We start from the raw sequence: 26,304 nt of genomic DNA, 5'->3' as shown, positions 1-26,304 counted from the left end.
GAATTAATTTGCAAATGGATTTTCACTCTTGTAAAGCATTCCCGCCGGCTGGTTAAAGCCTATTTCTTCTACTCCGAGATACTTAAATACTTCATAAAGCTGCTTTCCGAAATGGCCGAATGCAACAGCACCATGATGTGGGAAATTCTTTTCGATAAGCCAGTGTCTGTAGAATCTGCCCATCTGTGGAATTGCAAATATACCGATTGCTCCGAATGAACGTGTCGCAACAGGAAGTACCTCCCCCTGTGCCACATATGCTGTAAGCTTGGCGTCTGATGTGCTCTGGAGTCTGAAAAATGTGATATCGCCAGGAATAATATCTCCCTCAAGTGTACCATTTGTAACTTCTTCAGGAAGTGAACGTGCCATAATCATCTGATTTCTCATCTCACAGAATGAAAGTTTGCATGCTGCTGTATTTCCGCAGTGGAATCCCATAAATGTATCTTTGATTGTATATGGGAACTTGCCCTTAATATCCTGCTCATAAATATCTGAAGGAACTGTATTATTAATATCAAGAAGCGTAACTGTATCATCACTTACAACTGCACCGATAAATTCACTCAACGCTCCGTAAATATCAACCTCACATGATACAGGAATTCCCATAGCTGTAAGTCTTGAATTCACATAACATGGAACGAAACCAAACTGTGTCTGGAATGCCGGCCAGCATTTTCCTGCGACTGCAACAAACTTTCTTGAGCCTTTGTGCTGTTCTACCCAATCGAGGAGTGTGAGCTCATACTGTGCAAGCTTAGGTAAAATTTCAGGCTTCTTATTGCCATTTCCGAGTTCTTTTTCCATGCTCTTTACGACTTCAGGAATTCTTTCATCTCCCGCATGCTTATTAAATGCTTCAAAAAGGTCAAGTTCTGAATTTTCCTCAATTTCAACTCCGAGATTATAAAGCTGCTTGATAGGAGCGTTACATGCAAGGAAATTAGTAGGACGAGGTCCGAAGCTTATTATTTTGAGATTTGAAAGTGCATAAACTGCCTTCGCAACAGGTATGAATTCATGAATCATATCTGCACATTCTTCTGCAGTTCCTACAGGATATTCAGGAATGTATGCTTTTACATTACGAAGCTTTAAATTATAACTTGCATTTAACATACCACAGTATGCATCGCCTCTGCCCTGTACAAGTCCGCCATTCTCAGATGTCTCTTCTGCTGCCGCAACAAACATCTTAGGACCGTCAAAATACTGTGCAAGCATAGTCTCTGAAATCTCAGGGCCAAAGTTTCCAAGATATACACAAAGTGCATTACATCCTGCTTTTTTGATATCATCCAGTGCCTGCATCATATGTATCTCGCTCTCAACGATACATACAGGACATTCGTAAATTTCATCTGCGTTATACTTAGCCTTATATGCATTTACGAGATTCTGTCTTCTTGTTACTGAAAGTGATTCCGGGAAACAATCTCTGCTGACTGCTACAATTCCCACTTTAACTGTCGGTTTGTTCATGATAAATTCTCCTATTCTTTGTTATATTTTCTTTCAGACTTCTGGATTTTCCCCGATAAGTCCCTCAAATGCTCCGTCTATATGTGCTTCTTTGTGTGCTATGAGCCATTTATTTGTTGCTGCAAGCAGTCTGTCCTCACCTGTATTCTTCTGTCTTTTTACATCATAATTTGTGCCCTTTGGAAGAACTACCGTACACCTGAAACCTGAATTATTCACGCCGCATGGTGCATAGTGAAGCGTTGTCGCATAAACTTCAACAGCCGTACCCGCAGGTACAAGAAACGCCTCAATATCTGCCGTATCATATGTATAATCTTCCTTTATATCCTGCTGTTTTCCCAGAAGTAAAATCATATCAGTAGCAGCTACATTTATCTCAGAACTTCTATGATATTCCACTGCATTAAGTTTCTGGTTATGTCCGTTACAGTATCCTATCTGAACAGGCATATCACCGTAAACCACTTTTGACATTACATCATACACGTTAAGTGACTCTAATTCTTTGTCGGATGGAACATATATAACATCATCCGGCACAGGTGTCTTTTCCATTGCACTTATAAGTTCTTTTGTATCAAGTTCTGTAAGAACTCTTCCGTACTGTGCAAATTCTTTGTCACAGACACTATGAATTTTCATGCTTTCCTCCATTCCCGCCGGATTATTATATGACTCTCAGTTCCGGCTTATTAAAACAACTTTTATAAAATGTGTTTTTCAAAGTTGTTATCATAATATCACTTCACGCATCATTTATCAACAAAAATATATAAATTTTTATCAAAAAATAAAAAACCGGAATAACGCACAAAACGCTATTCCGGTAATATCTTAAATCAGTCTTATTACAAGTTCAATTATAATTCCTGATACTACACCAAAAGCATATAAAAGACCAAGTATTTTTATATTTTCTTTTATATCTGTATTTTCTTTAAAAAGCACAAGTATGCCGACACCCGAACCGGCAAGCAGTCCTGCCATAGCAGTTCCAAGAGGCATAAGCCCTTCAATATAAAGCTGTGTTATAACAACAGATGACGCACAGTTCGGTATAAGTCCAACAAGTGCTGATACCATCGGTCCGATAACCGGCTTGTCAAGCATGAAGCTGCCAAGTGTTTCCTCTCCTACAAAATGTATTATCGTATTAAGGATAAATGATATAATAAGGATATATCCAAATATAACAAGAGTGTGCCTTAATGAAGACGCAAATATGCTCTTTTCACAGTGACAATGGTCATGGTCACATACATGACCGATTTTCTGTGTTATATCATCCTGATTTCTTGATTTTGCTTTTCTTATTACAAAATCAATTATAAATCCGGCAGCCATTCCGATAACTATTTTCCATAAAATAATTGTAAGTATTGTGCTTGCCGGAACTTTCTCAGATAAAAACACCGGCAGCATCTCATCTGATGTCGAAAGATATATCGCAATCAGCGTTCCAAGCGTAATTACTCTTCCGGCATAAAGATTGGACGCAGCCGCCGAGAAACCACACTGAGGCACAGCACCAAGGATAGCACCTGCAAAAGGACCTGCCTTGCCGGAATTCTTTATCATCCGCTTCGTTTTTGCTGTCGTCTTATGCTCTATATATTCCATCGCCAGATATGTAAAAAACAAAAACGGCAGCAGTTTTACACTGTCAATAAGTGTATCAATTATTACATCTAACATATAAATCTCCATTTTATTTTTTCAGGAATTTCTTAATAAACCCTTTTATATCCGGAAATTTTGAGCCCTTAATTTTTAATGGTACATATTCACTGTCTATGACACTGATATTTCCACTCCTGCATGGCTTTTTTGTCATGTCATGCCCACTCTCATAAGAATTATCTTTGTTATATAAAAGTTCCATAAGCTCATCATTAACCGGTCCGATTCCTCCCACCATAGATAAATACCTCCTAGAAAAATAAATCTGACATTTCTTTAATTATTTGTCTATAGCTATATACGAAATCATCTGCAAAAAAGTTTAACCTGTCATTAATTATTTTTGAAATAACGTTTTATAAGGTGCTCCTTCATCAAATACTTTACGCATCTTTTCTGATTTTTTCATAATAAACTTAACTATGTAATATGAAATAATTCCATAAATGCTTCCCAGTATAAGGCTGACAAGAACATCTGTAGGATAGTGTACTGTAAGGTAAAGTCTTGAAATTGCTATAAGTGCTGCTATAACAATAGCAAATCCACCTTCTTTTTTATACCACATGAAAATGGCAAGTGCTGCCGCAAAAGCTGCTGATGTGTGACCTGAAGGGAATGACCAGTCATCAATTGTGGCAAAAATATTATACAAACTCTCAAATGATGTATCTACATTGAAAGGTCTGACCCTTGCAAATGCATTTTTCATAACTCCATTGCACATTATAAGCGATATTATAAGTGCAAATGCCATTGTAAGTCCTACTTTTCTATATTTTTTAGGTAAAACCGTAAGAGCTGCCAGTGCTACCAGTATAAGAAATATTCCTTTCTCGCCAAGCATTGTTATGCCATACATAATTGGATTGAGAAACGGATTGTGCAGGCTTTCAAACCAATGTAAAATCTGTAATTCCATTTAAAAAACTCCTCTTTAATTTTTATTCTGCCTTATACATTTTATCTGCTAATATTTTTTTTTGCAAGTAAAACATTTTTGTGTTATAGTTTTAAGAAAATATCATTTTTGAACGGAGAGACTTATTTATGTTTGAAAGCTTTAATTCAATCCTTAAAACGATTGATAGTTTCGTTTGGGGACTTCCCCTTATTATTCTTATTATTTCTGTTGGTTTGTTTCTTACAATCCGTCTGAAAGGACTGCAGATTACAAAGCTTGGACTTGCCATTAAGCATACGGTAAAAAATGAAGCATCCGGCGATGGCGAAGTATCCGGTTTTGCTTCACTTTGTACAGCTTTATCAGCCACAATAGGTACAGGTAATATCGTTGGTGTAGCAACTGCTCTTGTTGCAGGCGGTCCCGGTGCTTTATTCTGGATGTGGATTGCCGCCCTTGTAGGTACGGCAACAAAATATTCGGAATGTCTTCTTGCTGTAAAATACCGTGTCATCCAGAAGGACGGACATATTCTCGGAGGACCTTTCTACTATATTGAACATGGAATGGGAAAAAAATGGAAATGGCTTGCCAAGTTATTTGCATTTTTCGGTGTTGGCGTTGGTCTTCTTGGTATCGGTACATTTACACAGATTAACGGTATTACAAGTGCTGTAAATAATTTCTTCGATGCCAATAACCAATGGACGGTAACACTGTTTGGACGTGAATATTCATGGTCTGTTATTATATCCGGCATACTTCTTACAATATTTGCCGCTCTTGTACTCATTGGCGGTCTCAAAAGAATTTCATCTGTTGCACAGGTTATAGTTCCTTTTATGGCTGTTACATATTTTATTGTTACACTTGCTATTCTTGTATACAATTTCAGGGAAATTCCAAATGCTCTTGCAACTATTGTCCAGAGTGCATTTGGTCTGCGTGCTGTCGGCGGTGGTGCTATAGGCTCTATGATGATGGCTATGCAGATGGGTGTTGCCAGAGGTATCTTTTCTAACGAAGCAGGTCTTGGTAGTGCTCCTATTGCTGCTGCCGCTGCCGTTGCTGATGCACCTGCACAGCAGGGTCTTATCTCTATGATGGGTACTTTTATTGACACAATTGTAATCTGTACAATGACAGGACTCACAATTGTTATAACAGGTTCATGGAATATCGGTCTTGAAGGCGTTTCTGTTACAACAAGAGCGTTCCAGATGGGACTTCCTCTTCCGGCACAGTTCTCTTCATTCATACTCATGCTCTGTCTTGTATTCTTTGCATTTACAACAATACTTGGATGGAATTATTACAGCGAACGCTGTCTCGAATATATTATCGGAGATAAGAAAAATGTTATCAAAGCCTACAAATGGTTATATATCTTATGTATTTTCATAGGTCCTTTTATGACTGTTTCAGCTGTATGGACAATTGCAGATATATTCAATGGTCTTATGGCTATACCTAACCTTATTGCACTTATTGCATTAAATGGCGTTGTTGTATCCGAGACTAATAAATATCTTAACAGTCTGAAAAAATAATAACAATCCCGGCATTTACGGAATAAACATGGGTTCTGCTCATTTTCCGTAAATGCCGGGTTATTTGTTTATTGTATGCCCACCGCTTTTTTTGCCAGCCTGTCGGCTTCTTCATTGCCTTCTACGCCTGAGTGACCTTTGACTTTTACAAAATGCAGTTCTATATCATTTTTTACTGACTGAATATAATCGTAATATGCTATAGTTCCGGCTTTATTACGCTTCCATTCACCTGTTGCCCACATCTGGATTCCCATATAATCATAATAAATATCAAGCGACCTGATTCCCAGCTCTATCGCCTTTTTTACTGCCGCCATACTGCCAAGCACTTCTCCTGCAACATTTCTCATTAATGCCATATCAGCATCGTTTCCATTTCCCATAAGTTCATAGCGTTCACCTTTATACTCTATAAATCCGCCATAACCATATACTGATGTCGATGTATTAAATGAACCATCAACAAATGCAAATGCTTCAGATCTGACATGACTGCATTTTGCCGCACTCATATATTCATCTGCATCCTCTCTTGTCGTAAAACTTTTGTACTGTGCTCCTGCAAAGCCATGAACCTGTGTTTTACATGCTTCCCACGACATATATATTCCAGGTTTTCTTCCGGCACGCACTGCGTAAAATTTCTGTGCCATCAAAATTATTTCAGCTTGAATATTTCCTCAAGCTCTTCCTTTCCTTTGAAACCTACAGATGTAATCTCCGGTTTTCCATTTTTAAATAAAATAAGTGTAGGAATACTGACAACCATAAATTTCTGTGCAAGTACCATCTCCTCATCTACATTAACTTTTCCAACCTTAATTTCAGGATGTTCTTTTTCTATCTGCTCCACTACAGGTGACATCATCATACATGGACCGCACCATGATGCCCAGAAATCAATAAGAACAGGCTTATCACTATTTTCAACTTCCGAATTAAAATTATTCTGTGTTATAACCATAATAAAACCTCTTTTCTGAATGTTTTTTGTTTTTATATCTGACAAACCGTTTATATCACGGAATGTATTGTGGAATTATTATACCCATATGGCTGTTATAAAATCAAGAAAATTATATACTTTGTGCCATGCACATTTTCCCCCACCCGGTAACATCATCAGGTATATTCATTCCATTAAGCGGTAATGATCCCTTTATAAGATGTGCCTTTAATTTTTCACCATAAAGAAACAGGTCATTGCCACGCACAATTCCCCATTCCATCAGAAGTGCTGATGCTCCCGTGACAAATGGTACTGCATATGACGTACCGCTTACTATAGTCCTTTCATCTATACGCACATTTTCCCCAGGTGCCACTATGTCCGGCTTTACTGCAATTCCTGATTCTGACTGTGTCACATACCCTCTTCCTGAAAACGGAGATGGCGTGTTTGTCGCTGCATTGTATGAACCAACAGTTATAACATTGGATGATGTTGACGGAACAGTATAAGTAAGGGAAGAATCAGGACGTGTAAATCCTGTCTTAGGATTCAGTGAAGCTGCAGTCGGAAGCCACATGTCAAAGAAGCCGGTTCTTATTTTATCCGGTATGAAATTAATTCTCCACAAGCCTGATGTTATATAATTATTTACCGGAACAATATCTATATATATTTCCTGCCTCATGCTGAACGGAAGCGGCTGTGCATAATAACACAGCACTTTTTCCGTCCCGGTACTTACCGTGTTCAATGTATTATATCGGCTAATACGCCCCAGATTTATGCCAGCCGGAGTTATTACCTCAATATTAAAATCATCCCAATAATCTTTCCATATCTGGATATTAAGTGATGTCTCGTATTCAGAAACAGCTATCTGGACGTATTGTTCCTCTCCCTGTCGAAGCCTGCCTGATGTATGTCCTGCTCCAAGCCCCTCATTGCCGCTTCCGACACATATTGCACATTTCCATGATGCAGAAGCTGTATTAATAAAGCTTTCCTGAATTGAGCTGCCACTGTGATCACCATAATTATTGCCATAACTTATATTTATTGCTACAGGTTTTCCCAAATCTGCAGCTTTTTTTATACAAAAATCAATCCCTTTAATAAGCTGCGTTGTACCAGAAAATGATGTTCTGTCTGTATTTCCCATCTTTACTACAAGTATATCGGATTTTGACGCAACACCTCTGTTACCACATGCAATTCTTGCAACATTCGTTCCATGTCCGCTTATATCAAATCCCGGGGCTCTTTGTGCATGCATCCCTTTTGGATTTTCCCCATCCAAATATCTGTCTATCTGACTGCTGTCATAAAATATATCTCTGTCCTGATCCCATATACCGATAATTCTTGTTGTTCCATTCTCATTTTTAAAATCAGGATTCGTCACATCTATTCCTGAATCTATAATTGCAGTTATAACTCCTTCTCCAAATAATCCGTATGGATTGTCAGATCCTGCCTGTACCGGTGTTATACAGGCAGCTGATTTCTCATTACTCAATTGAAAATACAATCTTTTAGGCTTTTCTATAAACTGTATCTGTTTTTCCTGTGACAATGAATCAATGTATTCTTTTTTTATTTTTATAATTGCATATCCACCCAGTAATTCATATATTTCCATACCCGGATATTTTGCTGAAAATTGTGATAAATCCTGTGTATATTTAACTATAATTTCCCATATACCTGCTTCTTCATCTACTCCTGCCGATAAATCAGGCGATTTGGCCCTGTCTTCCTGCGTTGCCTGCATGCTGACATTTAACAGCGTTTCCAGCTTCTGATTTGCCATATATGCTCCTTTTTTATATTTCATATTATTCTTATTCCGATAATTACAAAATATATCATATCTGCTTTAAATCTATAATATGCAAACATTAAAAAAGTACCTGCCTGATAAACTTCCCAAAAATATACAGAAACTATATGACAAAGGACATGAATAAATGATTTTTTCTACATCAAACTAGAATTTTTCAATTCCATCTGACATATGATCTTTCTCAGTTATTTTGCGGATAACCCGGCATGGATTTCCAGCTGCCAGACTATAGGGTGGAATATCTCTTGTCACAACGCTTCCTGCACCAATTACACACCCTTCTCCTATGGTGACACCACCGCAAACAACCACATTAGATGCCAGCCAGCAATTATCTTTTATAGTTATTGGTTTCGCATATTCAAGATTATAAAAACTGCCATCTTCTCTTTTTCGGATATTGCGTTCTTCGGGTAATAATGGATGCATAGGAGTTGCCAATGTGACATTGGGACCAATCATCACATTATCCCCTATATGTATTTCGCATACATCCAAACATGTAAAATTAAAATTAGCAGAGCTGAATTTTCCAAAGAACGTATTACATCCATAATCAAAATAAACAGGTGCCTGTAAATACGGAAGTTCCTCTGTTGCCGACAATAATTCTCTCAATATCTGCATTTGCTCTTCTAAGCAATCTTCGTCCGTCAAATTATATTTTCTTGATAATTTACGTGCATTCAGACGTAATTGTTCTAATTCCTTATCCGCTGAATCATACAACTCTCCGTTTATCATTTTTTCTCTTTCTGTCATTCCTGATAACCTCCAATCCAAAGTTATAATTAGACGTTTAAAAACGCCACCGGCCGCATAAATACTGCATTTTTTATTACTAAATTAAAATAATTCCTCTCCGGCAATACTTTCGGAGATAATATTTCCTATCGTCTACCTTCACCCTTTGACAGCAATATAACCAAATAATAAATAATTCCAAATACAGCTATACTTCCAATCATAATGCCAATCATCTGATTTACACTTACCACATTTCCATGAAATACCGGATTGCAATCAAGAGTGTCTCTTATCGCTTCAACCATTTCACCCGGATAATGTTTTCTCTCCATCTCCCTGAATACTCCGTGAAGCATATGATTCTTAATCAATGAAGTGGCATATGTACTCGGAAGATAAGACAGTGCCTTCTGAAGACCTGAACCAAAATTTGAAATCGGCATATAAGCTCCACATATAAAACCATATCCTGCACTGACAATTGTACCCACAGCCGAAAGCTGTCCCTGTGTTGTCAATGGAAAGCTAATGATACTTGAAAGCGTACTTCCAAACAGGACGAGCAGTATCATATCAAATAAAACCCATAATACATCTGCTGTATTCATATACCATCCCATTTTAAGCAGATATCCCAGGCATAATACAAACGCAAGTCCATTGACCATCAAAGAATTAGCAACTGTTGAGAGAAAATATCCCAAATAGATTTTTCCCCTGCTGACCGGTGAAACATTAAAATCCTTCCTTGTTCCATTTGCCTTGTCCTGCACCATAGTCAGATTCACACAGAATGTTACAGTGATACAGCTCACTGCCATAAGTGATGCTGTCAGCTGTGCTGCCACGGTTCCATTAATGAGCTCATCCGAAATCGTAATCATATCCGGAATTGCTGCTGTAAAAGAATCTCTGAAAACCTTTGCCAGAAACGTAGCATACAAAACAATCAGAATGACTGGTGTGATCATTGATGTAAACAACATACCTTTATCTTTAAAAAAGAGTTTTCTGTTCCTGTTCATTAATGCCAATACTGTTCTCATCAGCGTTCACCTCCAAGCTTCTTTCCTGTGACTGCAAGAAATACATCATCCATACCGCCTTTTACTACCTCATAATCCCTAAACAGCTCCTGATTTTCTACAATAAGTTCCGTTGCTTCCTGCGTATTTCTTACTTTTATCTGATATCCGTCACGTATTTTTTTATATTCTCTGTTCAATGTCTTTATTTCATCTTCGGAAACACCGTAAACAGACACGATATCCTGTACATAATCATTTTTAAGTTCAAACGGTGTACCTTCTGCTGCAATACTTCCTTTGTCAAGAATCACAACATACCCGGCATTAGCAGCCTCTTCCATATAATGTGTAGTCAGAAATACTGTCATATTTTCTGTTTTCTGAAGTTTCTCAATAACATTCCAGATTAACTGCCTTGTCTGCGGATCAAGCCCTGTAGTAGGCTCGTCAAGAATCAAAATCTCCGGTCTGTGCAATAATGCACGGGCAATATCAATTCTTCTTCTCTGACCTCCCGACAGCTTACCCACAGGCCTGTTTAAAAACTCGTCAAAATCCAGAATCTCGACCAACTCCTGTAATCTCTTATCAAAAGCCTTTCCTGTAATGCCATACAAAGCAGCTCTGCTCATTAGGTTCTCTTTCACCGTAAGCGGTTTATCAAGTGCACTATCCTGAAATACAACACCAATCATCCTTTTTGTCTGTTCACCGGCTTTGTCAGTTTCTATTCCGTTTACCTGAACCGTTCCACTATCTTTTTTCTGCAGTCCACAGAGAATAGAAATGGTTGTACTTTTCCCCGCACCGTTTACTCCAAGAAACGCAAACAATTCTCCTTTTTTCACACGAAAGCTTAAATCATTTACTGCTTTTACTTCGCCAAAGCTTTTATTCAGATGGCTGATTTTAATTATATCTGATTCCATATCATTTTCCTCCTTATTCTAATGTTGCAAGTTCGTTTTCTAAAACTTCATCCGATACAGTTCTATTCCAAGCATTGCATTATACCCTGTCGCAGCAAACACACTGAATCATATTACCATAATGAGCATAAATTGGTGCAGAGCTTTCCGATTTGCCCTCTCAATTTCATTTTTATCCATTATCTTCTTCCTCCTGTAAATAAAAAACTTCTTCCACCGCAACACCGCACACTTTTGCAATCGTTAAGGCAAGGGTAACGGACGGCGAATAATCGCCACGTTCAATCAAACTAATCGTCTGCCTTGATACACCACATAAGCGTCCCATTTCCTGCTGATTAACATTCAATGCAGCCCTGCGTTCCTTTAAACGATTTCGCAGTATCATATAGCACCTCCGTTCGACAATTTTGCTTGTCTATTTGACAATTTTAGTTGTCATAATGTATTATACCCTTGTCATTCTGATTCGTCAATGGTAAATTATTCTACACACAACCCCTCCATCAACTACAAATACTACCTTTCCTTTATCCTTATCTTCAATTTTGTCATATTAGCACATTTTGGTGTTTGATACGGCAGACAATGCTTTACTTAGAAATCCTGGTTCGCATCCACTGTTTCACAGTGACAGAGGATTCCAATATACGAACAGGACATTTCATACAAAACTTGCAAATGCCGGAATAATACAAAGCATGTCGCGAGTTGCTAAATGTATCGACAATGGACCAATGGAAGACTTTTGGGGGATTCTGAAGAGATAGCGATACTATGGAAAAACACGAAATTTACATGCAAGTTGCATAAAAACTGCCAGCAGATAAATTTCTGCTGGCAGGAAAATTTATATTTTTTCAATTGTCTACTTGACAGGGAGCAGTTCATTTATTAGGTACAACAGCCCCTTGATATCTACAGTTTGTTTTTTGCTACACTCTCCCACAATCCTACCTAATTATACACCGACATGCACAAAATATCATTTTCTAATTTTTATTTCAGGATTTCTTAGACTTTTTATATGCCTGTTTGTTTTCATACATATAATAATCTGCCTTATCTAATAGCATCTGTATTGTACACTCACTATCAGCATCTGATATTGCCCATCCACATGCATAGTCGATTGGCATATTATTACCACTGCTGTTTAATCTGTCTTTTTCCCTGCTTAGCTGCTTTAATATATCCTCAATTTCCGTTTTGCTTGTATTGTAGATAACTGCCATGAATTCATCTCCGCCATATCTTCCAACAAAATCTTTTTGTGGAATTACATTGCGTAAAAGCCTGGCAAAGTTCAATATAAGCTGATCTCCCTTTGAATGTCCCTTTGTATCATTAATAATCTTAAGATTATTTAAATCAAACATCATGCACGCTGTATGCTTTGCAACTGTTTCCTTATTGTTAAGAAGCACTTCACAGGCATCTTTATTTGGCAATCCCGTATGGGCATCTGTATATGCTCTTTGTTCTAACAGCTTGTTTAGTACAGACATTTTCATGGCTGCTAAGGTCTGTATAACAATCAATATCACAAGACATAGCATGTCAAGTACTGACAACAGCTCTAAAGTACGGATTTTAACAGCTATCCTTTCTGAATAGTTTTCCGCAGCGGATACTGTTTCATCTGCCATCTTAAAATATATTTCACTCATATTAACAATATCTGTATTTTGATAGCCTACTTCTCTTACTGCTTTGATTTCTTTTTTTAATTCTTCCCAGTAGTCACTTAGAATCTGTAACTTGTCATGATATTCCTTATCTTGAAGATCTACAAGATTGTATTGTCCATTCTGATATTTCAAATCATTAAGAATATCATCAAGATATTTAATTAATTCATCATTCTGGTTTTCTGTAATTTCCAGCTTCACTTCACGCTGCGTAGCTCCACGTACCAGACCTGCATAATTTATTACGCGGGCTGTACCCTGCAGCCTGCTGATATTCACCATAATAAATATAATAAGAACTATCAGTATCAATATTAAACAGCTTTGGATAATTCCTACTATATTCTTACTTTTCTTATATGATTGTTCTTCTTTCTCCATACTAACGCCTCAATAATACACAATTTTATATTTATTGTACATTATTTCATATTATTTTATTTACGCATATTATTTCTAGCTTTATCTATACCTTATTTAATTATATCTATATAATGATGAGAATGTCAAAAGTAAATTTTGCCACTTACTGATGTAACCGGACCGCTTAATTGCTATGTAATTCCCGCAATCCTCAAACACCTTAAATCTATATTATATAATATAAAAATTACATAAATAAGTCAACAAAATAGTAATAATTACTACTTTAGTTATTACTTTATTGTATGTGTTATTTAATAGACTGTATGTCTAGACAGCTTAAGCTGTTGTTCTGTTAACTGCAAACTGCACTTCTATTATTGTTCCTCCTGATGGATTAGGCCTGATTGCAATACTGCCATCGTGTACCCGCACAATTTCATTAACAAGCGCAAGTCCAAGTCCAACACCACCAAGTTCACGGCTTCTTGATTTATCTACGCGAAAGAACGGTTCAAACACACGTTCCTTAAGTTCCTCTGGAATTCCGTTTCCCGTATCCTTTACTGACAGATAAACCTGCTTTTCCCTCTGATATGCCTCTACTGAAACCTGTCCACCTGAATGATTATATTTTATGGCATTCTCAACAAGATTATATACAAGCCTGTATATAAGAATATCACTTCCGACCATATTTACATCCTTACATTTTCCAATAAGCTTTATATTCTTTTCCTGTGCAAGCGGCTCCAGATCCGCCAATACCTCATCAACAAGTGCATTAACTATAATCGTCTCATCACGTCCCACTGTCTGAAGCTCGTGTGCCGCATTCTCAGTAAACTGCCTCTGTATCTTAAATGCCTCCGATAGACGTTCAAGCATCTTATTATACGAAACACTAAGTCTGTTCAGTTCTTTAACCTGGTTTTCTTCTATCTGAGAATCGGACAGATTCTGTAACTGCACCTCTTCAATTTTATCAGAAAACTCACCAATTGGTTTAAGTGCCCGTCCACTTATAAAATATGTAACACCGCCTCCAAGAAGTGCCAGTAACACTGAAATTATTAAACTATTTCTTTTATAATCTGCCTTATTATTGTACACCTGGACAAAAAAATCCTTTGCAAATTCATCCCATTTATCCTCTGGAATACTTATATATATCTGTTCTGAATCATCACCCTTATTATCCCCCTGGGCTTCAACAGCCTCCTGCAATGAATCAATGTAATACACACCATTTCTATATACAAACATTGTCAGACAACCACATATAAGTGCAATATCCCAATGCTCAGCTATCTTGTCGCTTTCTACTCTCCAAAGTCATAGTAAGCAGTTGGTTTATCGCCAAAGATACCTCCTTTTACTGCCAGTACAAAGTTTCGCTTAGCAAGCACTTGATGCGTTTCCTCTATGTATGCATATTGTCAAGTGTATGTGTCATATTTTATATTCAAAATAAAAAAGGCTGCTACTCTCTAAAAAATAACAGCCTTTCTTACTATATCAGCCTTTTGGAATTTGACCATCGACATACAGAATGTGATTAACTAACCACTCTGTGAGATATTTTAAAATCCCCATAATCTGTTCATCTTGATCTTCTACCTCATCATTGTGATGTTCCATAAATTCATCAAGTTTATGTATAAATTCCTGATGTTGAACTTTCTGTGTAAATATCTTCTTATAATTAATAGATTCCATATACTGCTCTTCATCACTAAAGTGTTTTACTGTATAATTTCGGAGATTTTCTAATATTATATCAATCCTATCATATTTATCCGGTGTAAACTCATCATGAAGCAGTTCATATGCCTCATCTGCATATTTAAATAACTGCTTGTGTTCTTCGTCTATCATATCTATGCCGATATAATATTCTGGTTTCATTTCATACATAAATTAATCCTACTTTCAGTTTTATTTGTTTTATGAACCTGTTCTATACGATCTAATCATAATAGGCAAATGCATTAATGCATTTCTCATGAATTTCCTATATTTTCTCTTTTTTAATGTTAGATTCCACCAAAACATTCCCTAATTTTCTTGGAAATATCAGAATCAACAAAACCTTTCTGCACCATGTCATCGAGCATCTCACATGTTTTTTCATGCGATAAACCTTTCTTATATGGTCTGTCCTCGGTTAATGCCTGATAGATATCAATAGCCTCATTTCAAAAGAATTATCACTTAAACACATTCTGAATCGAATAATCCTTGTAAACAATGGAATTTCATTCCACTTTTTTTAAGGACCGGTTCCATCGGCATGTTCATGATGAAACAAAATCACATTTGACACATCTGTTTTAAATGGAATTTTAGTAATATTTTTTTCACCATAAATACAATGAAGATTTGTTTTTTTCTCGGATAAATCTTTTTTACAATTAATGACACTATGAATCATGTGCAATACCGGAAGTCCACAGCCTATCATTACTGCCTTTTTGAATTAATCACTCTCTTCTTCGTAATAATCTCATCTCCTTAATAGTTTTCTTCATGTACTTCAAAATAGCTCTGCGGATGATTACATACCGGACATACCTCAGGAGCCTTTGTTCCTACCACGATATGTCCGCAGTTACGGCATTCCCATACCTTAACTTCACTCTTTTCAAATACCTGTGCAGTTTCAATATTCTTAAGAAGTGCACGATATCTCTCCTCGTGATGCTTCTCAATTTCTCCTACTGCTCTGAATTTGGCTGCAAGTTCAGGGAAACCTTCTTCTTCGGCTGTTTTCGCAAAGCCTTCATACATATCTGTCCACTCATAATTCTCGCCTTCAGCAGCTGCAGCCAGATTTTCCTTTGTATCACCAATTCCTGCTAATTCCTTGAACCACATCTTTGCATGTTCTTTCTCATTGTCCGCTGTTTTTAAAAATAAAGCTGACATCTGCTCGTAGCCTTCCTTCTTTGCTACAGATGCAAAATAGGTATACTTATTTCTTGCCTGAGACTCTCCCGCAAATGCCTCCTGTAAATTCTTCTCTGTCTGTGTTCCTGCATATTTGTTTGCTGCCATCTCTTTTACATCCGTTTTCTTTACTACTTTTTCAAAATCTGATGCCGGGTGCTTGCACAAAGGACATATAAAGTCATCTGGTAATTCCTCGCCTACATATTCGTATCCGCAAATTCTGCAACGCCATATTGTCTGACTGTCCTCTGTTTTTCCAACCTCCTGTGGCTTAGGCTTAATATTATTCTGATAATAATCATATGTTACTGAAGGAACATTGCTTAAAACTTCCATATCGGTTATCTCACCGATAAACATCGTATGTGAACCCAAGTCCTCTGTTTTAGTAACTGTCACAGAAATGTATGCATTTGTACCTTCTGTAATATAATAAATACCATTTGTGCCCCTGGCACACTGCTCAAATGCTTCAAACTTATTGGTATCTCTTCCTGATTGGAATCCAAAATGTTTGAACAATTCAAATTGTGCCTTCTGACTTAAGACTGATACAGTAAATTTTCCGGTTCTTTGAATCATATCATGCGTATAATTTGCCTTATTTACACAGATACTTAACTGGTTCGGTTCCGAAGCTGCCTGAATGGCTGTATTAATGATGCATCCGTTATCTTTTGCTGCTTCTTTAGCGGTCAATATAAACAGTCCATAACTCAACTTATACATTGCTTTCCTATCCATGCTGTTCCTCCTTTACCTTCTCCCTGCATTTCGGGCAAATGCCTTTAAATAAAATATCATAATCCACAAATTCAATTCCATGAGTGTTATGAATTCTTTCCAGCAAATCCGGTATTTGATCCATATCCACATCAAAAACTTCACCGCACTTTATACATCTTACATGGTAATGATTTTTCAATGTAAAATCAAATCGGTTCGGTCCATCCGGAACTTCAACCTTTCTTAATGCACCTTCCTCTACCAATATATCAAGATTTCTATATACAGTTCCTTTTCCAATTGTTGGATATGCTTCTTTTATAAATTCATACACTTCATTTGCCGTAACGTGTCTTCTCATTTCGTATACGGTATTTCTTACAAGATCTTTTTGAATGGTATTTCTCCTACTTGTCATTTGTTCTCCTTATTAGGATTAATTCTTAATAAGGATTGTATACCACTATTATCCTGTTGTCAATAAAAATAGTAATAATTCTCATTATTATAAAATTTTTCAAACTGAGCATCTTTTTCCTGAATAACTATTTTATTTTGCGTTCAAATACATATTCTGAATCTGAAGATAAATCAGACCTAAACAAATATCCTAGTCTGTCAAATTTCTGAATCTCCACCGGATTTTCAATATTATTTTCCGCTATGAATCTGACCATTTCACCACGAGCCATCTTGGCATAGGTACCTTTTGTTACCAATTTATCTCCGGATAACTCACAAAATACAATCGTAATATATCTGTCCTGTGGTGTCAGATACTTTTCTATACATTTTGAGTATTCTTTTGATGCAAGATTAATGATAATCCTACTGTCATCGATTACTGAGCGGTATAACAATTCTCCCCAGTACTCATACAGATTTTTTGCATCTCCAATTCCAACCTTTGCCTGCATTTCAAGACGATAAGGAGTCACACCATCCATTGGTTTTAAAATGCCATAAAACGCAGACAGGATTCTTAAATGATTTTGCAAATACTCAAACTGCTGGATTTCAAACACAGATGGTGCCATATATTGAAATGCAATCCCTTCATATGCTAAAATAGCCGGAGTAAGCCTGTTATAAAGATTCATATTTTCCAATCTGTTAAAGTTCTGCTCTGCAATCTTGTCATTACATTTCCAGATAGCTTTCAGTTCTTCTTTTGATTTGCTTTTCATCCAGTTTAATACTTCTGCTGTCTTATCAATAAAAACAGGCAACTCAACCGGTGCTAAGTTATCGGTATCTACAATCATCTTTTTTGCAGGTGATAAAATAATCTTCATTATGCCAATTCCTTAAGCATATTTTCAGGATCATCTGCCGCCTTGACTTTATCATTTGCCTTTATAATGATTCCCTGCTCGTCAATAAGATATGTGGTTCTTACCACGCCCATAGAGACTTTTCCATAGTTTTTCTTTTCTTTCCAGACATCATATGCTTCAATAACTTTACGCTCCGGATCTGCTAATAGCGTAAATGCCAGTCCGTATTTTTCTTCAAATCTCTTGTGAGACGCTACAGAGTCCTTGCTTACTCCGAGAATAACAGCTCCCTTCTCAGTAAACTGTGGATAACGCTCAGAAAAGCCACATGCCTGCTTTGTACAGCCTGCCGTGTTATCCTTTGGATAAAAATATAAGATTACTTTTTTTCCTGCATAATCGCTTAATTTATGTATTTCTCCATTCTGATCCGGCAATTCAAAGTCCGGTGCTTTTTTTCCTACTTCTAACATATTTTATTCCTCCACTTCTTTCAATTCCATCTGTTTTCTTGTCCTCTTATTGCCAGAAATCATTTTATGACCAGAATAGACTGCCATAATCATGCATATCAGAGAGCCAAATGCAAAGTATTTGTGTGCTGCTTTTAACCCTTTATATACTGTATAAAAAGTTCCAACCATTGTAACTATTGCTCCGATTGACCAATATTTATGTGCTTTCATGATACACCTCCATATTTTATTATCAACATCATAATACAACAATTTATTATTTTTCAAAACCTGCATTTTTCATAGTTTTCTTTTATTTAACAAATCACATAAGATTACTCTTGTATTGTTTTCAACTTCTTTAATCTTACAAACAACCTTATACCCTTCGGACACATACTCCTGCTCACATATTCTGCACCCTTTTCCGAGAACAGTACACTCGTTTATCTTCATACTCCAAGAATGACCATATCTACATTGCCACCATGCTCTCTTTGCTGAATTTCTTGAAACTTCCGTCAGCTTCAACTTATTTAATTTATAATCCCCTTCTGTCAAAAGCTGCTTATCCGTCGTAGCCAAATCATTATATCCGGCAAGTACCTCCCGCTCTGCACAAACAGGGCAGACCGTTCCTTTCACACGAGCATTGATAACCGACTTCCACTAGCTACCGCATCTCTTGCAATGCCACCATACATTTTGCATTGACTTCATCCGGTTGCAGAGGATAGTTTTTCTCTGACCATTCTTTGGCTATCTGTGGGTGTGTACTTTTTAGGTCATTCTTGCCTTTTATAAATATATATCCACTGCAACAAGGACATTTACTGCCGCCTGAGCGTGTAGAGATAAGCGTATTCCATTCATAACCGCAGGTTCTGCACTTCCACCAAGCCTTGCTGTTTGCAAACGCCATAACTTCGGTAGGCTTATTTTCATTCTTATCAGACCATTCGTCTGCAACTTCCGGGAACAGAGTTGCAAGGTCATTAAATCCTGCAATCACTTTATTATGGGAGCAGTACGGGCAACCTGTTTTGTTGATGGTTCTGCTCTTTACAGTGGCTATCCATTCGTGTCCTAATTTACACTTCCATATCACTTTCTTGTGTGAGCCGATAGATACCTCTGTCGGCTTGATTTCATTTTTCTCCGACCACTCCGAAACAAGTTCCGGATGTACTTCCGCTAAACTGTTATTCATAGCCAAACCTCAACCTCCTTGTGCTTAGAGTATATGAAGTTTTGGCTTTATCTTGTAGTTTGCGAATATCCGTACAAATAGAAAAGCCCTTTGAAAAAAGGATTTCTCCTCTCTCAAAGGGTAGTTTAACTTTTACTTAGAATTATCTTTTTTAATAACTAAGTTGTAATTGCTATCATAATACAGTCCAAGTTCTCTACACATTCTATCGTTCACATTATCTAACGCTTTCTTATATTCTGCATACGTTGGAGACAGAACCATCAAATTAGGAATGAATATATCGTTATAGCCTTTATTTTGTAACTTTTTCTGCATTTTTCTCTGTGCAATAAATGCCGGATGGTATTTCATTATACCGTTTTTCATTTTAGCACCTTTCCATACTTTTTCTTTTAGTCTTTCATATTCGCTTTCACTCATATCACGATAATAGGCTATCATCTCATCTGCGGTTCTGGTTTCTTGTGCAATCCCACCTATCATCTTCGCACCGATTCCCATAATAAAAGGAACTTTCAATGTCGTTTCATCGCAATATTCTAATATATTCTGTAGTGCCTGCTTCTGTTCCAAAGTCTTCAACCTTACATTAAGAAATGGTTTGAAATGACTTTTAAAATAATCTCCCCATTCTTTTCCCGGTAGCAAAGACTCAATCGCATTTTCAACGATTTGATAATCAAGTGCCTCATTTGCTCTGTCTGCGTCACCATCATCTATAAATTGCTTCAAAGCTTCAAGTTCTGAGTCCTTTAAAACTTTTTCCTGCACTTTTTCTTGATAAATACGAAGAAGAATACTTTTGTCGCCAGTTTCCAAAAGGCTCTGTATGTCTTTAATACTAATACCGAGTTTTCTATATACTGAAATCTTTTTTAAAGTTTCAACATCTTGTGCAGTATAGTTACGATAACCATTGTTATCTTTATCCACTGACAGCAATCCTTTTTCTTCATAATACTTAACTGCACGCTTTGTCATTCCAACCTCATTTATAATTTCATTCAATAACATCAGATGCACCTCCTTATGATTTATGTTGATAGTATAAGCGTATACGCTGCGTGCAGGTCAAGAGTTTTTCGTCTTTTTTCTAAAAATGGGCAATCCCGATTTCAGGGCTGCCCATTCATTCTGCTAATTATGCAATTTTTTCTTGCTTGCACCGATTTCTGCATCAATTGATGTAAGTTTGATGTAAATCGCTGTTTTTTTAGTTTTTTATCAAATGAAGTATGTCCCGTCTATTTGGTAAAACGGTATATCTTTACTCTTGGACGTTTTTTGGACTTTTGTGCGTCCAAAAGATGTCATTCGCCTTCAACACATTTTTATATTGTACCTTGAAAATTTAACACTTAGATTTGACCCACCTCTCATGAATTAATAAAATACCTTTTTGGTCACTTTCCGAAGCTGACGGTTGAATCTTTCAATGGCATTTGTGGTATAAATCAAACGTCTTACAGCTTCTGGATACTTGAAATAAGTGGACAGTGTTGCCCAGTTATCATTCCAGGATTTATAGATTTTCGGGTACTTGGAATCCCATTTATCTTTGAACAATTCTAACTCATTTAAAGCTGTTTCTTCTGTTGGAGCTGCATATACAAGCTTCAGATCAGCCATCAGTTTTTTGATATCTTTGTAGGAGACAAACTTCGTTGAATTGCGGATCTGATGGATGATACACTGCTGAATCTCTGTTTTGGGATAAACAGCCTCGATTGCCTGTGGAAATCCATTCAAGCCATCAACACATGCAATCAGGATATCCTCGACTCCCCAGTTTTTTAATCCATTCATGATAGAAAGCCAAAACTTCGCACTTTCGTTTTCACCAACATACATGCCAAGGACGTTCTTTTTTCCATTCATGTCAATACCAAGAGCGATGTAGACTGCACGTTTTACAATACGTCCTTCGCTGCGGACATGATAGTGGATTGCATCCATAAATACTACAGCATACACTTCTTCCAGAGGGCGTTCCTGCCATTCTTTTACAATCGGCATGATTTTATCTGTGATCCTGCTGATTGTGCTGTCAGAAATATCAATATCGTATAATTCACGCATGTGAGATTCAATGTCTCCGGTGGTCATTCCTTTGGCATACATGGAAAGTATTTTTTCTTCCATGTCCTGAGTTACGGTATTTTGATATTTTTTAATCAGCTGTGGTTCGTAATCACCGTTACGATCCCTTGGGATCGCCACATCCATATCTCCATAACTGATGTGCATGGTTTTGCTGGAATGACCGTTTCTACTATTGTCTGTTTCTTTGTTACGATAATCATACTTGGAATATCCTAATTCCTCATCCAGTTCTTCATCCAAAGCACCTTCCAAAAGGACAGACATCATGTCACGCATGATGCCATTTACATCGGTGCCATCTTTGACGCTGATATCATTATTTTTCAGATAGTCACGCATCAATTCTCTCATTGCTGCTTTTTGTGGGCTGTCTTTTCTTCTTGCCATAAAAATAACCTCCAAACTGAGTAATTTTATCTTACATCAGTTTAGAGGTTTACACAAACTTTGGGATACTCCCTCCATAACCGTTACATCAATTTTATACTTTACTTCGATTTCAACTTTTTCTGGTGGATTGACTAAAAGCCTGTCAATATCATTTTCCTCAACACCAGCCATTTTTGCTATCGTTAGCTTGGATATGCCATAATAGGAAACAAGCACTTCCAACTAATGCATTGATTTGATATTTTTCTTTTATCAAACCCTCTTATGCCTTAATATCAAAACTTGATCTATCAGGTACAGAAATACTCACAGATCCTGCTACAAGACTTTGTGTCATACTTTTTACATCAGTACCAGTTACGGATAAGGTATAATCACCCGTTTCCTTTCTTTCTGCCGATTTTTCTGCACGTTTCTTTGCAGCTTTTTCTTCCTCTGCTTTTTTAGCAGCTCTTTTCTCTTTTACCTTTTCTTCTGTTTCTCTGTTCTCTTTTGCTTTTCGTTCAGCATTCTCTTTCGCTATTTTCCCATCTGGATCATTTGTACCAGATATTGCCACTGAAATATTTCCGTTTTCATCAACCTTATAACTCAGATTTGTCAAAGTGCCCAAACATCCATTAACCGCACTTTTTGCACAATCTGGAATGGCTGCTAAGTTTTCCTCCAGATACTTTGCTTTTTCCGGATCATTCATACACTTCTGTAAAAATGCACTTGAAACGGATACTGTTGTCGGAACCCCTTGCATTGAAGTCGTTCCCGTATTCATATAATGGTATTTTCCTTGCAAGTATTTTGAATAATCATTTACATTGCTATACCCCGTCTTAATCTGCTCTGTTTTTGTCACACCGGGACGTGATGTTTTTAATTCAACTGTACTTGTTGTCACGTTGCCGTCTTTTGTATTTGTACTATCCTTTTCACTATCTGTTTTTTTAACAGTATTCTTGTAATTTGAAGCATAATACGATGTGCAACTGCTGTTATTGATACCTGTAATTGCCATAATCCTACCTCCCTGTTATTGAAACTTAAAATAATTTCTATTATATTGAACGACTTGGATATTTAATTTCCGTTGATGTAAATTCATCTTCCGCCGAAACATTGATATGCCCACTGCTGTCAATAGCATACTCTTTACCATAAACGGAAAACGTATCTCCTTCTTTATATCCGATTTCTATCCAGTTTATATCATTTAACTGTTTTATCTTTGCGTCAACATTTATGGTCTTTCCTGATTCCTGCAATAAATAAGTGTATTTTCCTGCTCCCGCATCTATAGAAAAGAATCCCGGAGAAATCCCGACTTTCTCACAGACTGACAGTACTTCCTCATTACTGTAGAGATAACCCCACACACTCTTTCCCTGTGCCAGATCAGATAAAATATTACTTGCTTTGCACATTTCCCACTTATAATTTGTCCCTTTTTGATTTGTATTCTCTGCAAGCAACGATTCCGAGGCTGCCCAGCCTATCCTTCCATTGTTGACCGTCCATGTATATTTACCGCCACTTGATGTTGTCCATGAATAATAACTATTATTACTTAATACCAAAGAATTATTTGCAGCACAAATGCCTGACATGGTGCTTGTATTCATTTTCGGTACTGCATAATTAGGTACTACCTGTCTGCTCCCATTAAGGTCAAAGGAAATAACCCCGTACTCCTTAAAATCAGATTTATATCCACAGGAAACATGCTCCCCAAAATTGATTGCATCCAAAATAGCACTTGAATTATTATAGTTTGCAAAATAATAAGCCAATTCACTGTTAGAAATATTCGCATTTTTATCTATCAGTGCAGCTATTGATTGCTTTTTGGTGTATTCCTGCCTCTGCTTGCTTTGAATATGTCAATAGCTGGTTTACTGTGTTTACATCTGTTACTGTCTTCATAATTATTCTCCAAACCCTTTTTTAACATTAAATGCCAAACATATGTTGTAATTTACTCAACATATTATTTACTCTGCTTTCAACAGCTTCTGGCTGATTTCTTAATTCATACCTGCTTCCATAGTAATCATTTAAACGGTCTTTCATTTCATTACAAAATAATTTTTGATCTGTTTTGCTTCCAATTCCAACAACCATGTAATCTGGTGTCATTTTCTCCATGATAGAATTACGTGCCGAATCATTAAAATGAACATATTCGTCAATCATGTCTGAAAAACCTGCTTGTAATTGCTCTGGAACATACATTTCATTTACTTTCCTTAGTCCCGCTTCACTTGCACTTAACAAAAATACGGATTCATAGGAAGTTCCTCTATATCCCTCTTTGGCATTTAAAGAGTCCATATCTGCTGTCATTGTATTAATTTTCTCTTTTAAATCTTTCATTTCATCTTCTGTCAAATATTCAGAAGCATTTTCGTCCAGCCATTTTCCAAAAACCTCTGACTGATTTTCCAAACAGCCTTCAAACGCACTTTGTTCTCCAGAAATGGAAGCTGCTTTCAAATCTAATTTGAATAAATTTTCACATTTGTATTCTGCTGGTATTTCTTTTATCTCTCCATTGATTGACGAAAAATGCATTGCCTGAAAATCTGAGACTTTATCACGAGCAGTCTCAACTAACTTTCTTGCTGAATCACTGATTTTCACATCATCCTCCGAAATAATATTCTGAGAAACAGTTGTTTTCTTCTCAACCTTATTTTTTATCATCTCTGGATTATTAATATACCTATTTCCTTGAACTTTCATAGCAACCTCCTTAAGTTAGTCCACACTTTCTATACTTCTTTATCTATCTTGCTTGATGTCAAAGAAAAATCCGTCTTAGAGTATGTACCATTATTTGTATAGGTTGCACTCGCCCGGTTTGCAGCATTCGATATACCAGTTGCTTTCTGCGATATTTTGCTTACAAAAGAATTATATCCTGTAAAGACCGTTTTCAGCGAACTGATATCTGCCTGCTTTAAAGCATCCTCATCTAATTCCAACTTGTTTCCTTTTCCTATGGTAATACCTATTTTGGCAAGCATATTACTGTTTTTGTCTGTCATTCCAGTCATCCATGAAGCATTTCGCAATACATCCTTTGTATTAGATTCTCCGGCTTCCTTAACTACATCATTATAATCTTCAACAAAAGATTTTACTGCCTTGGTGATTTTATCCCAGTCATAATCCTCTACCTCAATCTCTTCCCCCGTTTTTTCATCTTTCTTTTTTATTTTCTTTTTTTCCCAAAGAGAAGAGTCATTCAAAGCATCTGCTGATTTTTTCAGAGAATCTGCACTTGTTTTCATCAAGGTAAGTTTTTGTGAAGTATCACCTTTTCCCGATAATTTTTCAGCATCCTGTTTTGCATAATATGCTTTCATAAGTTTTCCATAGCTTCCATTTTTGATTGCAGCATAATCAGAAAGCATATTTGTATTGCCTACTGATGAACTATCTGACGTTCCACTAAACAACGCTGAAAAATCTACATTGCTGTTATATTTACTTGTATAATCACTAAAACTTTTGATTTCTGACATAACACCAGCCTCCTTTCCGAACTATAAACGTATATCGATCGGTGTATATACTACCGACTGTCCACTTTCTGATGCTGGATTTTTTATTGTTTCTGCTGTTTCTGTTTTAACATCTGCATTCTCTGATGCATCTGTTGCCGTATCTGCATTTTCCTGTGTATTCTCTGCTTTCTGCGTTTGATCCTTCTTTGTTTCTGCTGCATCTGTACGGTTGTCTGCCTTTGCTGCTTCTTCCATAGATTTATTTGCATCTGAAAGTGAAGACATCTGTGATACTGTTGCAGACTGCACTTTTGCCTGCAAATCTGCCAGTTCTTCTTCTTTCTTTTCGGTATTGCCTTTTCCAGCATCCTGCTTGATTTCAGACTCAAGCACACCGGCTCTTCCTTCCATCTGTGTTGCCATACTACCCTGCACTTTTGCCTGCTTCATAGATGAATCTGCGGAAATCATTGCCCGCATACATGCCTGTGACAAGCCTGTTCC

General features: G+C 36.9%; 30 protein-coding genes and 2 pseudogenes. 1 reads left to right on the top strand and 31 read right to left on the bottom strand.

The window, feature by feature from the left end:
- Positions 1-3: 3 nt before the first annotated feature.
- The 5 genes from H8S01_RS05540 to H8S01_RS05520 form a co-directional block, all read right to left on the bottom strand.
- Complete coding sequence (locus H8S01_RS05540; protein ID WP_186836551.1) at positions 4-1,491, bottom strand: L-fucose/L-arabinose isomerase family protein; 1,488 nt, start codon at positions 1,489-1,491, stop codon at positions 4-6.
- Between the two features lie 30 nt (positions 1,492-1,521).
- On the bottom strand, positions 1,522-2,133 hold the full coding sequence (locus H8S01_RS05535; RefSeq protein WP_021866532.1) for a DUF4867 family protein: 612 nt from the start codon (positions 2,131-2,133) through the stop codon (positions 1,522-1,524).
- A 192-nt stretch (positions 2,134-2,325) separates the two neighbouring features.
- Complete coding sequence (locus H8S01_RS05530) at positions 2,326-3,186, bottom strand: putative manganese transporter (RefSeq protein ID WP_186836469.1); 861 nt, start codon at positions 3,184-3,186, stop codon at positions 2,326-2,328.
- 13 nt (positions 3,187-3,199) lie between these two features.
- Entirely contained in the window at positions 3,200-3,409 is a 210-nt protein-coding gene (locus tag H8S01_RS05525) for a hypothetical protein (RefSeq protein ID WP_021866530.1), read from the bottom strand.
- A gap of 99 nt (positions 3,410-3,508) precedes the next feature.
- Positions 3,509-4,093 (bottom strand): phosphatase PAP2 family protein, encoded by a 585-nt coding sequence (locus tag H8S01_RS05520; protein ID WP_021866529.1) that lies wholly within the window; start codon positions 4,091-4,093, stop codon positions 3,509-3,511.
- 128 nt (positions 4,094-4,221) lie between these two features.
- On the opposite strand from H8S01_RS05520, the gene H8S01_RS05515 reads away from it, so the two are divergent.
- Complete coding sequence (locus H8S01_RS05515) at positions 4,222-5,625, top strand: alanine/glycine:cation symporter family protein (RefSeq protein ID WP_186836468.1); 1,404 nt, start codon at positions 4,222-4,224, stop codon at positions 5,623-5,625.
- 68 nt (positions 5,626-5,693) lie between these two features.
- Here H8S01_RS05515 and H8S01_RS05510 read toward each other — a convergent pair whose 3' ends face one another.
- From H8S01_RS05510 to H8S01_RS05385, 26 genes and pseudogenes are all read right to left on the bottom strand, one after another.
- Positions 5,694-6,281: a viroplasmin family protein gene (locus H8S01_RS05510; protein WP_186836467.1), complete on the bottom strand. Its 588-nt coding sequence runs from the start codon at positions 6,279-6,281 to the stop codon at positions 5,694-5,696.
- A 5-nt stretch (positions 6,282-6,286) separates the two neighbouring features.
- On the bottom strand, positions 6,287-6,592 hold the full coding sequence (trxA, locus tag H8S01_RS05505) for a thioredoxin (RefSeq protein ID WP_186836466.1): 306 nt from the start codon (positions 6,590-6,592) through the stop codon (positions 6,287-6,289).
- Positions 6,593-6,704: 112 nt separating this feature from the next.
- On the bottom strand, positions 6,705-8,390 hold the full coding sequence (locus H8S01_RS05500; protein ID WP_186836465.1) for a S8 family peptidase: 1,686 nt from the start codon (positions 8,388-8,390) through the stop codon (positions 6,705-6,707).
- 177 nt (positions 8,391-8,567) lie between these two features.
- Positions 8,568-9,185 (bottom strand): sugar O-acetyltransferase, encoded by a 618-nt coding sequence (locus H8S01_RS05495; protein WP_186836464.1) that lies wholly within the window; start codon positions 9,183-9,185, stop codon positions 8,568-8,570.
- Between the two features lie 128 nt (positions 9,186-9,313).
- Positions 9,314-10,216 (bottom strand): ABC transporter permease, encoded by a 903-nt coding sequence (locus tag H8S01_RS05490; protein ID WP_186836463.1) that lies wholly within the window; start codon positions 10,214-10,216, stop codon positions 9,314-9,316.
- Positions 10,216-11,127 (bottom strand): ABC transporter ATP-binding protein, encoded by a 912-nt coding sequence (locus H8S01_RS05485; protein ID WP_186836462.1) that lies wholly within the window; start codon positions 11,125-11,127, stop codon positions 10,216-10,218. Before H8S01_RS05485 ends, H8S01_RS05490 begins: the two co-directional genes overlap by 1 nt.
- Positions 11,128-11,299: 172 nt before the next feature.
- Positions 11,300-11,515, bottom strand: a complete 216-nt coding sequence (locus H8S01_RS05480) for a helix-turn-helix domain-containing protein (RefSeq protein ID WP_186836461.1) — start codon at positions 11,513-11,515, stop codon at positions 11,300-11,302.
- Positions 11,516-12,131: 616 nt separating this feature from the next.
- Positions 12,132-13,199: a GGDEF domain-containing protein gene (locus H8S01_RS05470; RefSeq protein ID WP_186836460.1), complete on the bottom strand. Its 1,068-nt coding sequence runs from the start codon at positions 13,197-13,199 to the stop codon at positions 12,132-12,134.
- A 321-nt stretch (positions 13,200-13,520) separates the two neighbouring features.
- The gene (locus tag H8S01_RS05465; RefSeq protein WP_186836459.1) at positions 13,521-14,447 is read right to left on the bottom strand and encodes a sensor histidine kinase; all 927 of its coding nucleotides are present in this window, start codon (positions 14,445-14,447) and stop codon (positions 13,521-13,523) included.
- Between the two features lie 252 nt (positions 14,448-14,699).
- A complete protein-coding gene (locus H8S01_RS05460) occupies positions 14,700-15,098 on the bottom strand; it encodes a bacteriohemerythrin (protein ID WP_055288227.1) in 399 nt (132 codons plus the stop codon).
- Positions 15,099-15,695: 597 nt separating this feature from the next.
- Positions 15,696-16,238 (bottom strand): rubrerythrin, encoded by a 543-nt coding sequence (rbr, locus tag H8S01_RS14420; protein ID WP_117947600.1) that lies wholly within the window; start codon positions 16,236-16,238, stop codon positions 15,696-15,698.
- A 42-nt stretch (positions 16,239-16,280) separates the two neighbouring features.
- A pseudogene (locus H8S01_RS14415) lies at positions 16,281-16,862 on the bottom strand (flavin reductase); the annotation flags it as partial.
- Positions 16,863-16,869: 7 nt separating this feature from the next.
- Positions 16,870-17,277: a Fur family transcriptional regulator gene (locus H8S01_RS05445; protein WP_186836457.1), complete on the bottom strand. Its 408-nt coding sequence runs from the start codon at positions 17,275-17,277 to the stop codon at positions 16,870-16,872.
- 127 nt (positions 17,278-17,404) lie between these two features.
- Positions 17,405-18,154: a peroxide stress protein YaaA gene (gene yaaA / locus H8S01_RS05440; RefSeq protein WP_186836456.1), complete on the bottom strand. Its 750-nt coding sequence runs from the start codon at positions 18,152-18,154 to the stop codon at positions 17,405-17,407.
- Positions 18,154-18,609, bottom strand: a complete 456-nt coding sequence (gene bcp / locus H8S01_RS05435; RefSeq protein WP_186836455.1) for a thioredoxin-dependent thiol peroxidase — start codon at positions 18,607-18,609, stop codon at positions 18,154-18,156. The genes yaaA and bcp overlap by 1 nt, the downstream gene beginning before the upstream one ends.
- 3 nt (positions 18,610-18,612) lie before the next feature.
- Complete coding sequence (locus H8S01_RS05430; protein ID WP_186836454.1) at positions 18,613-18,822, bottom strand: DUF6219 family protein; 210 nt, start codon at positions 18,820-18,822, stop codon at positions 18,613-18,615.
- Positions 18,823-18,891: 69 nt separating this feature from the next.
- Entirely contained in the window at positions 18,892-19,236 is a 345-nt protein-coding gene (locus H8S01_RS14030) for a zinc-ribbon domain-containing protein (RefSeq protein WP_330605501.1), read from the bottom strand.
- A 28-nt stretch (positions 19,237-19,264) separates the two neighbouring features.
- Entirely contained in the window at positions 19,265-19,801 is a 537-nt protein-coding gene (locus tag H8S01_RS14025; RefSeq protein WP_243204223.1) for a zinc-ribbon domain-containing protein, read from the bottom strand.
- Between the two features lie 132 nt (positions 19,802-19,933).
- On the bottom strand, positions 19,934-20,818 hold the full coding sequence (locus H8S01_RS05420) for a MerR family transcriptional regulator (RefSeq protein ID WP_186836453.1): 885 nt from the start codon (positions 20,816-20,818) through the stop codon (positions 19,934-19,936).
- A 384-nt stretch (positions 20,819-21,202) separates the two neighbouring features.
- Positions 21,203-22,258: pseudogene (locus H8S01_RS05415) on the bottom strand (IS256 family transposase); the annotation flags it as partial.
- 72 nt (positions 22,259-22,330) lie between these two features.
- Positions 22,331-22,513: an HTH domain-containing protein gene (locus tag H8S01_RS05410; RefSeq protein ID WP_330605512.1), complete on the bottom strand. Its 183-nt coding sequence runs from the start codon at positions 22,511-22,513 to the stop codon at positions 22,331-22,333.
- Between the two features lie 46 nt (positions 22,514-22,559).
- The gene (locus H8S01_RS05405) at positions 22,560-23,309 is read right to left on the bottom strand and encodes a DUF6033 family protein (RefSeq protein ID WP_186836450.1); all 750 of its coding nucleotides are present in this window, start codon (positions 23,307-23,309) and stop codon (positions 22,560-22,562) included.
- A 40-nt stretch (positions 23,310-23,349) separates the two neighbouring features.
- Positions 23,350-24,039, bottom strand: coding sequence for a hypothetical protein (locus tag H8S01_RS05400; RefSeq protein ID WP_243204222.1), 690 nt, complete (start codon positions 24,037-24,039; stop codon positions 23,350-23,352).
- A 202-nt stretch (positions 24,040-24,241) separates the two neighbouring features.
- The gene (locus tag H8S01_RS05395; RefSeq protein ID WP_186836449.1) at positions 24,242-25,033 is read right to left on the bottom strand and encodes a hypothetical protein; all 792 of its coding nucleotides are present in this window, start codon (positions 25,031-25,033) and stop codon (positions 24,242-24,244) included.
- 29 nt (positions 25,034-25,062) lie between these two features.
- Positions 25,063-25,818 (bottom strand): flagellar filament capping protein FliD, encoded by a 756-nt coding sequence (gene fliD, locus H8S01_RS05390; RefSeq protein ID WP_186836448.1) that lies wholly within the window; start codon positions 25,816-25,818, stop codon positions 25,063-25,065.
- Positions 25,819-25,839: 21 nt separating this feature from the next.
- Positions 25,840-26,250, bottom strand: a complete 411-nt coding sequence (locus H8S01_RS05385) for a hypothetical protein (protein WP_186836447.1) — start codon at positions 26,248-26,250, stop codon at positions 25,840-25,842.
- Positions 26,251-26,304: the final 54 nt, after the last annotated feature.

This window comes from Lachnospira hominis (ex Liu et al. 2021) (assembly GCF_014287955.1).
Taxonomy (GTDB): Bacteria; Bacillota; Clostridia; order Lachnospirales; family Lachnospiraceae; genus Lachnospira; species Lachnospira hominis.
This window is presented reverse-complemented; position numbering and strand designations above follow the sequence as displayed.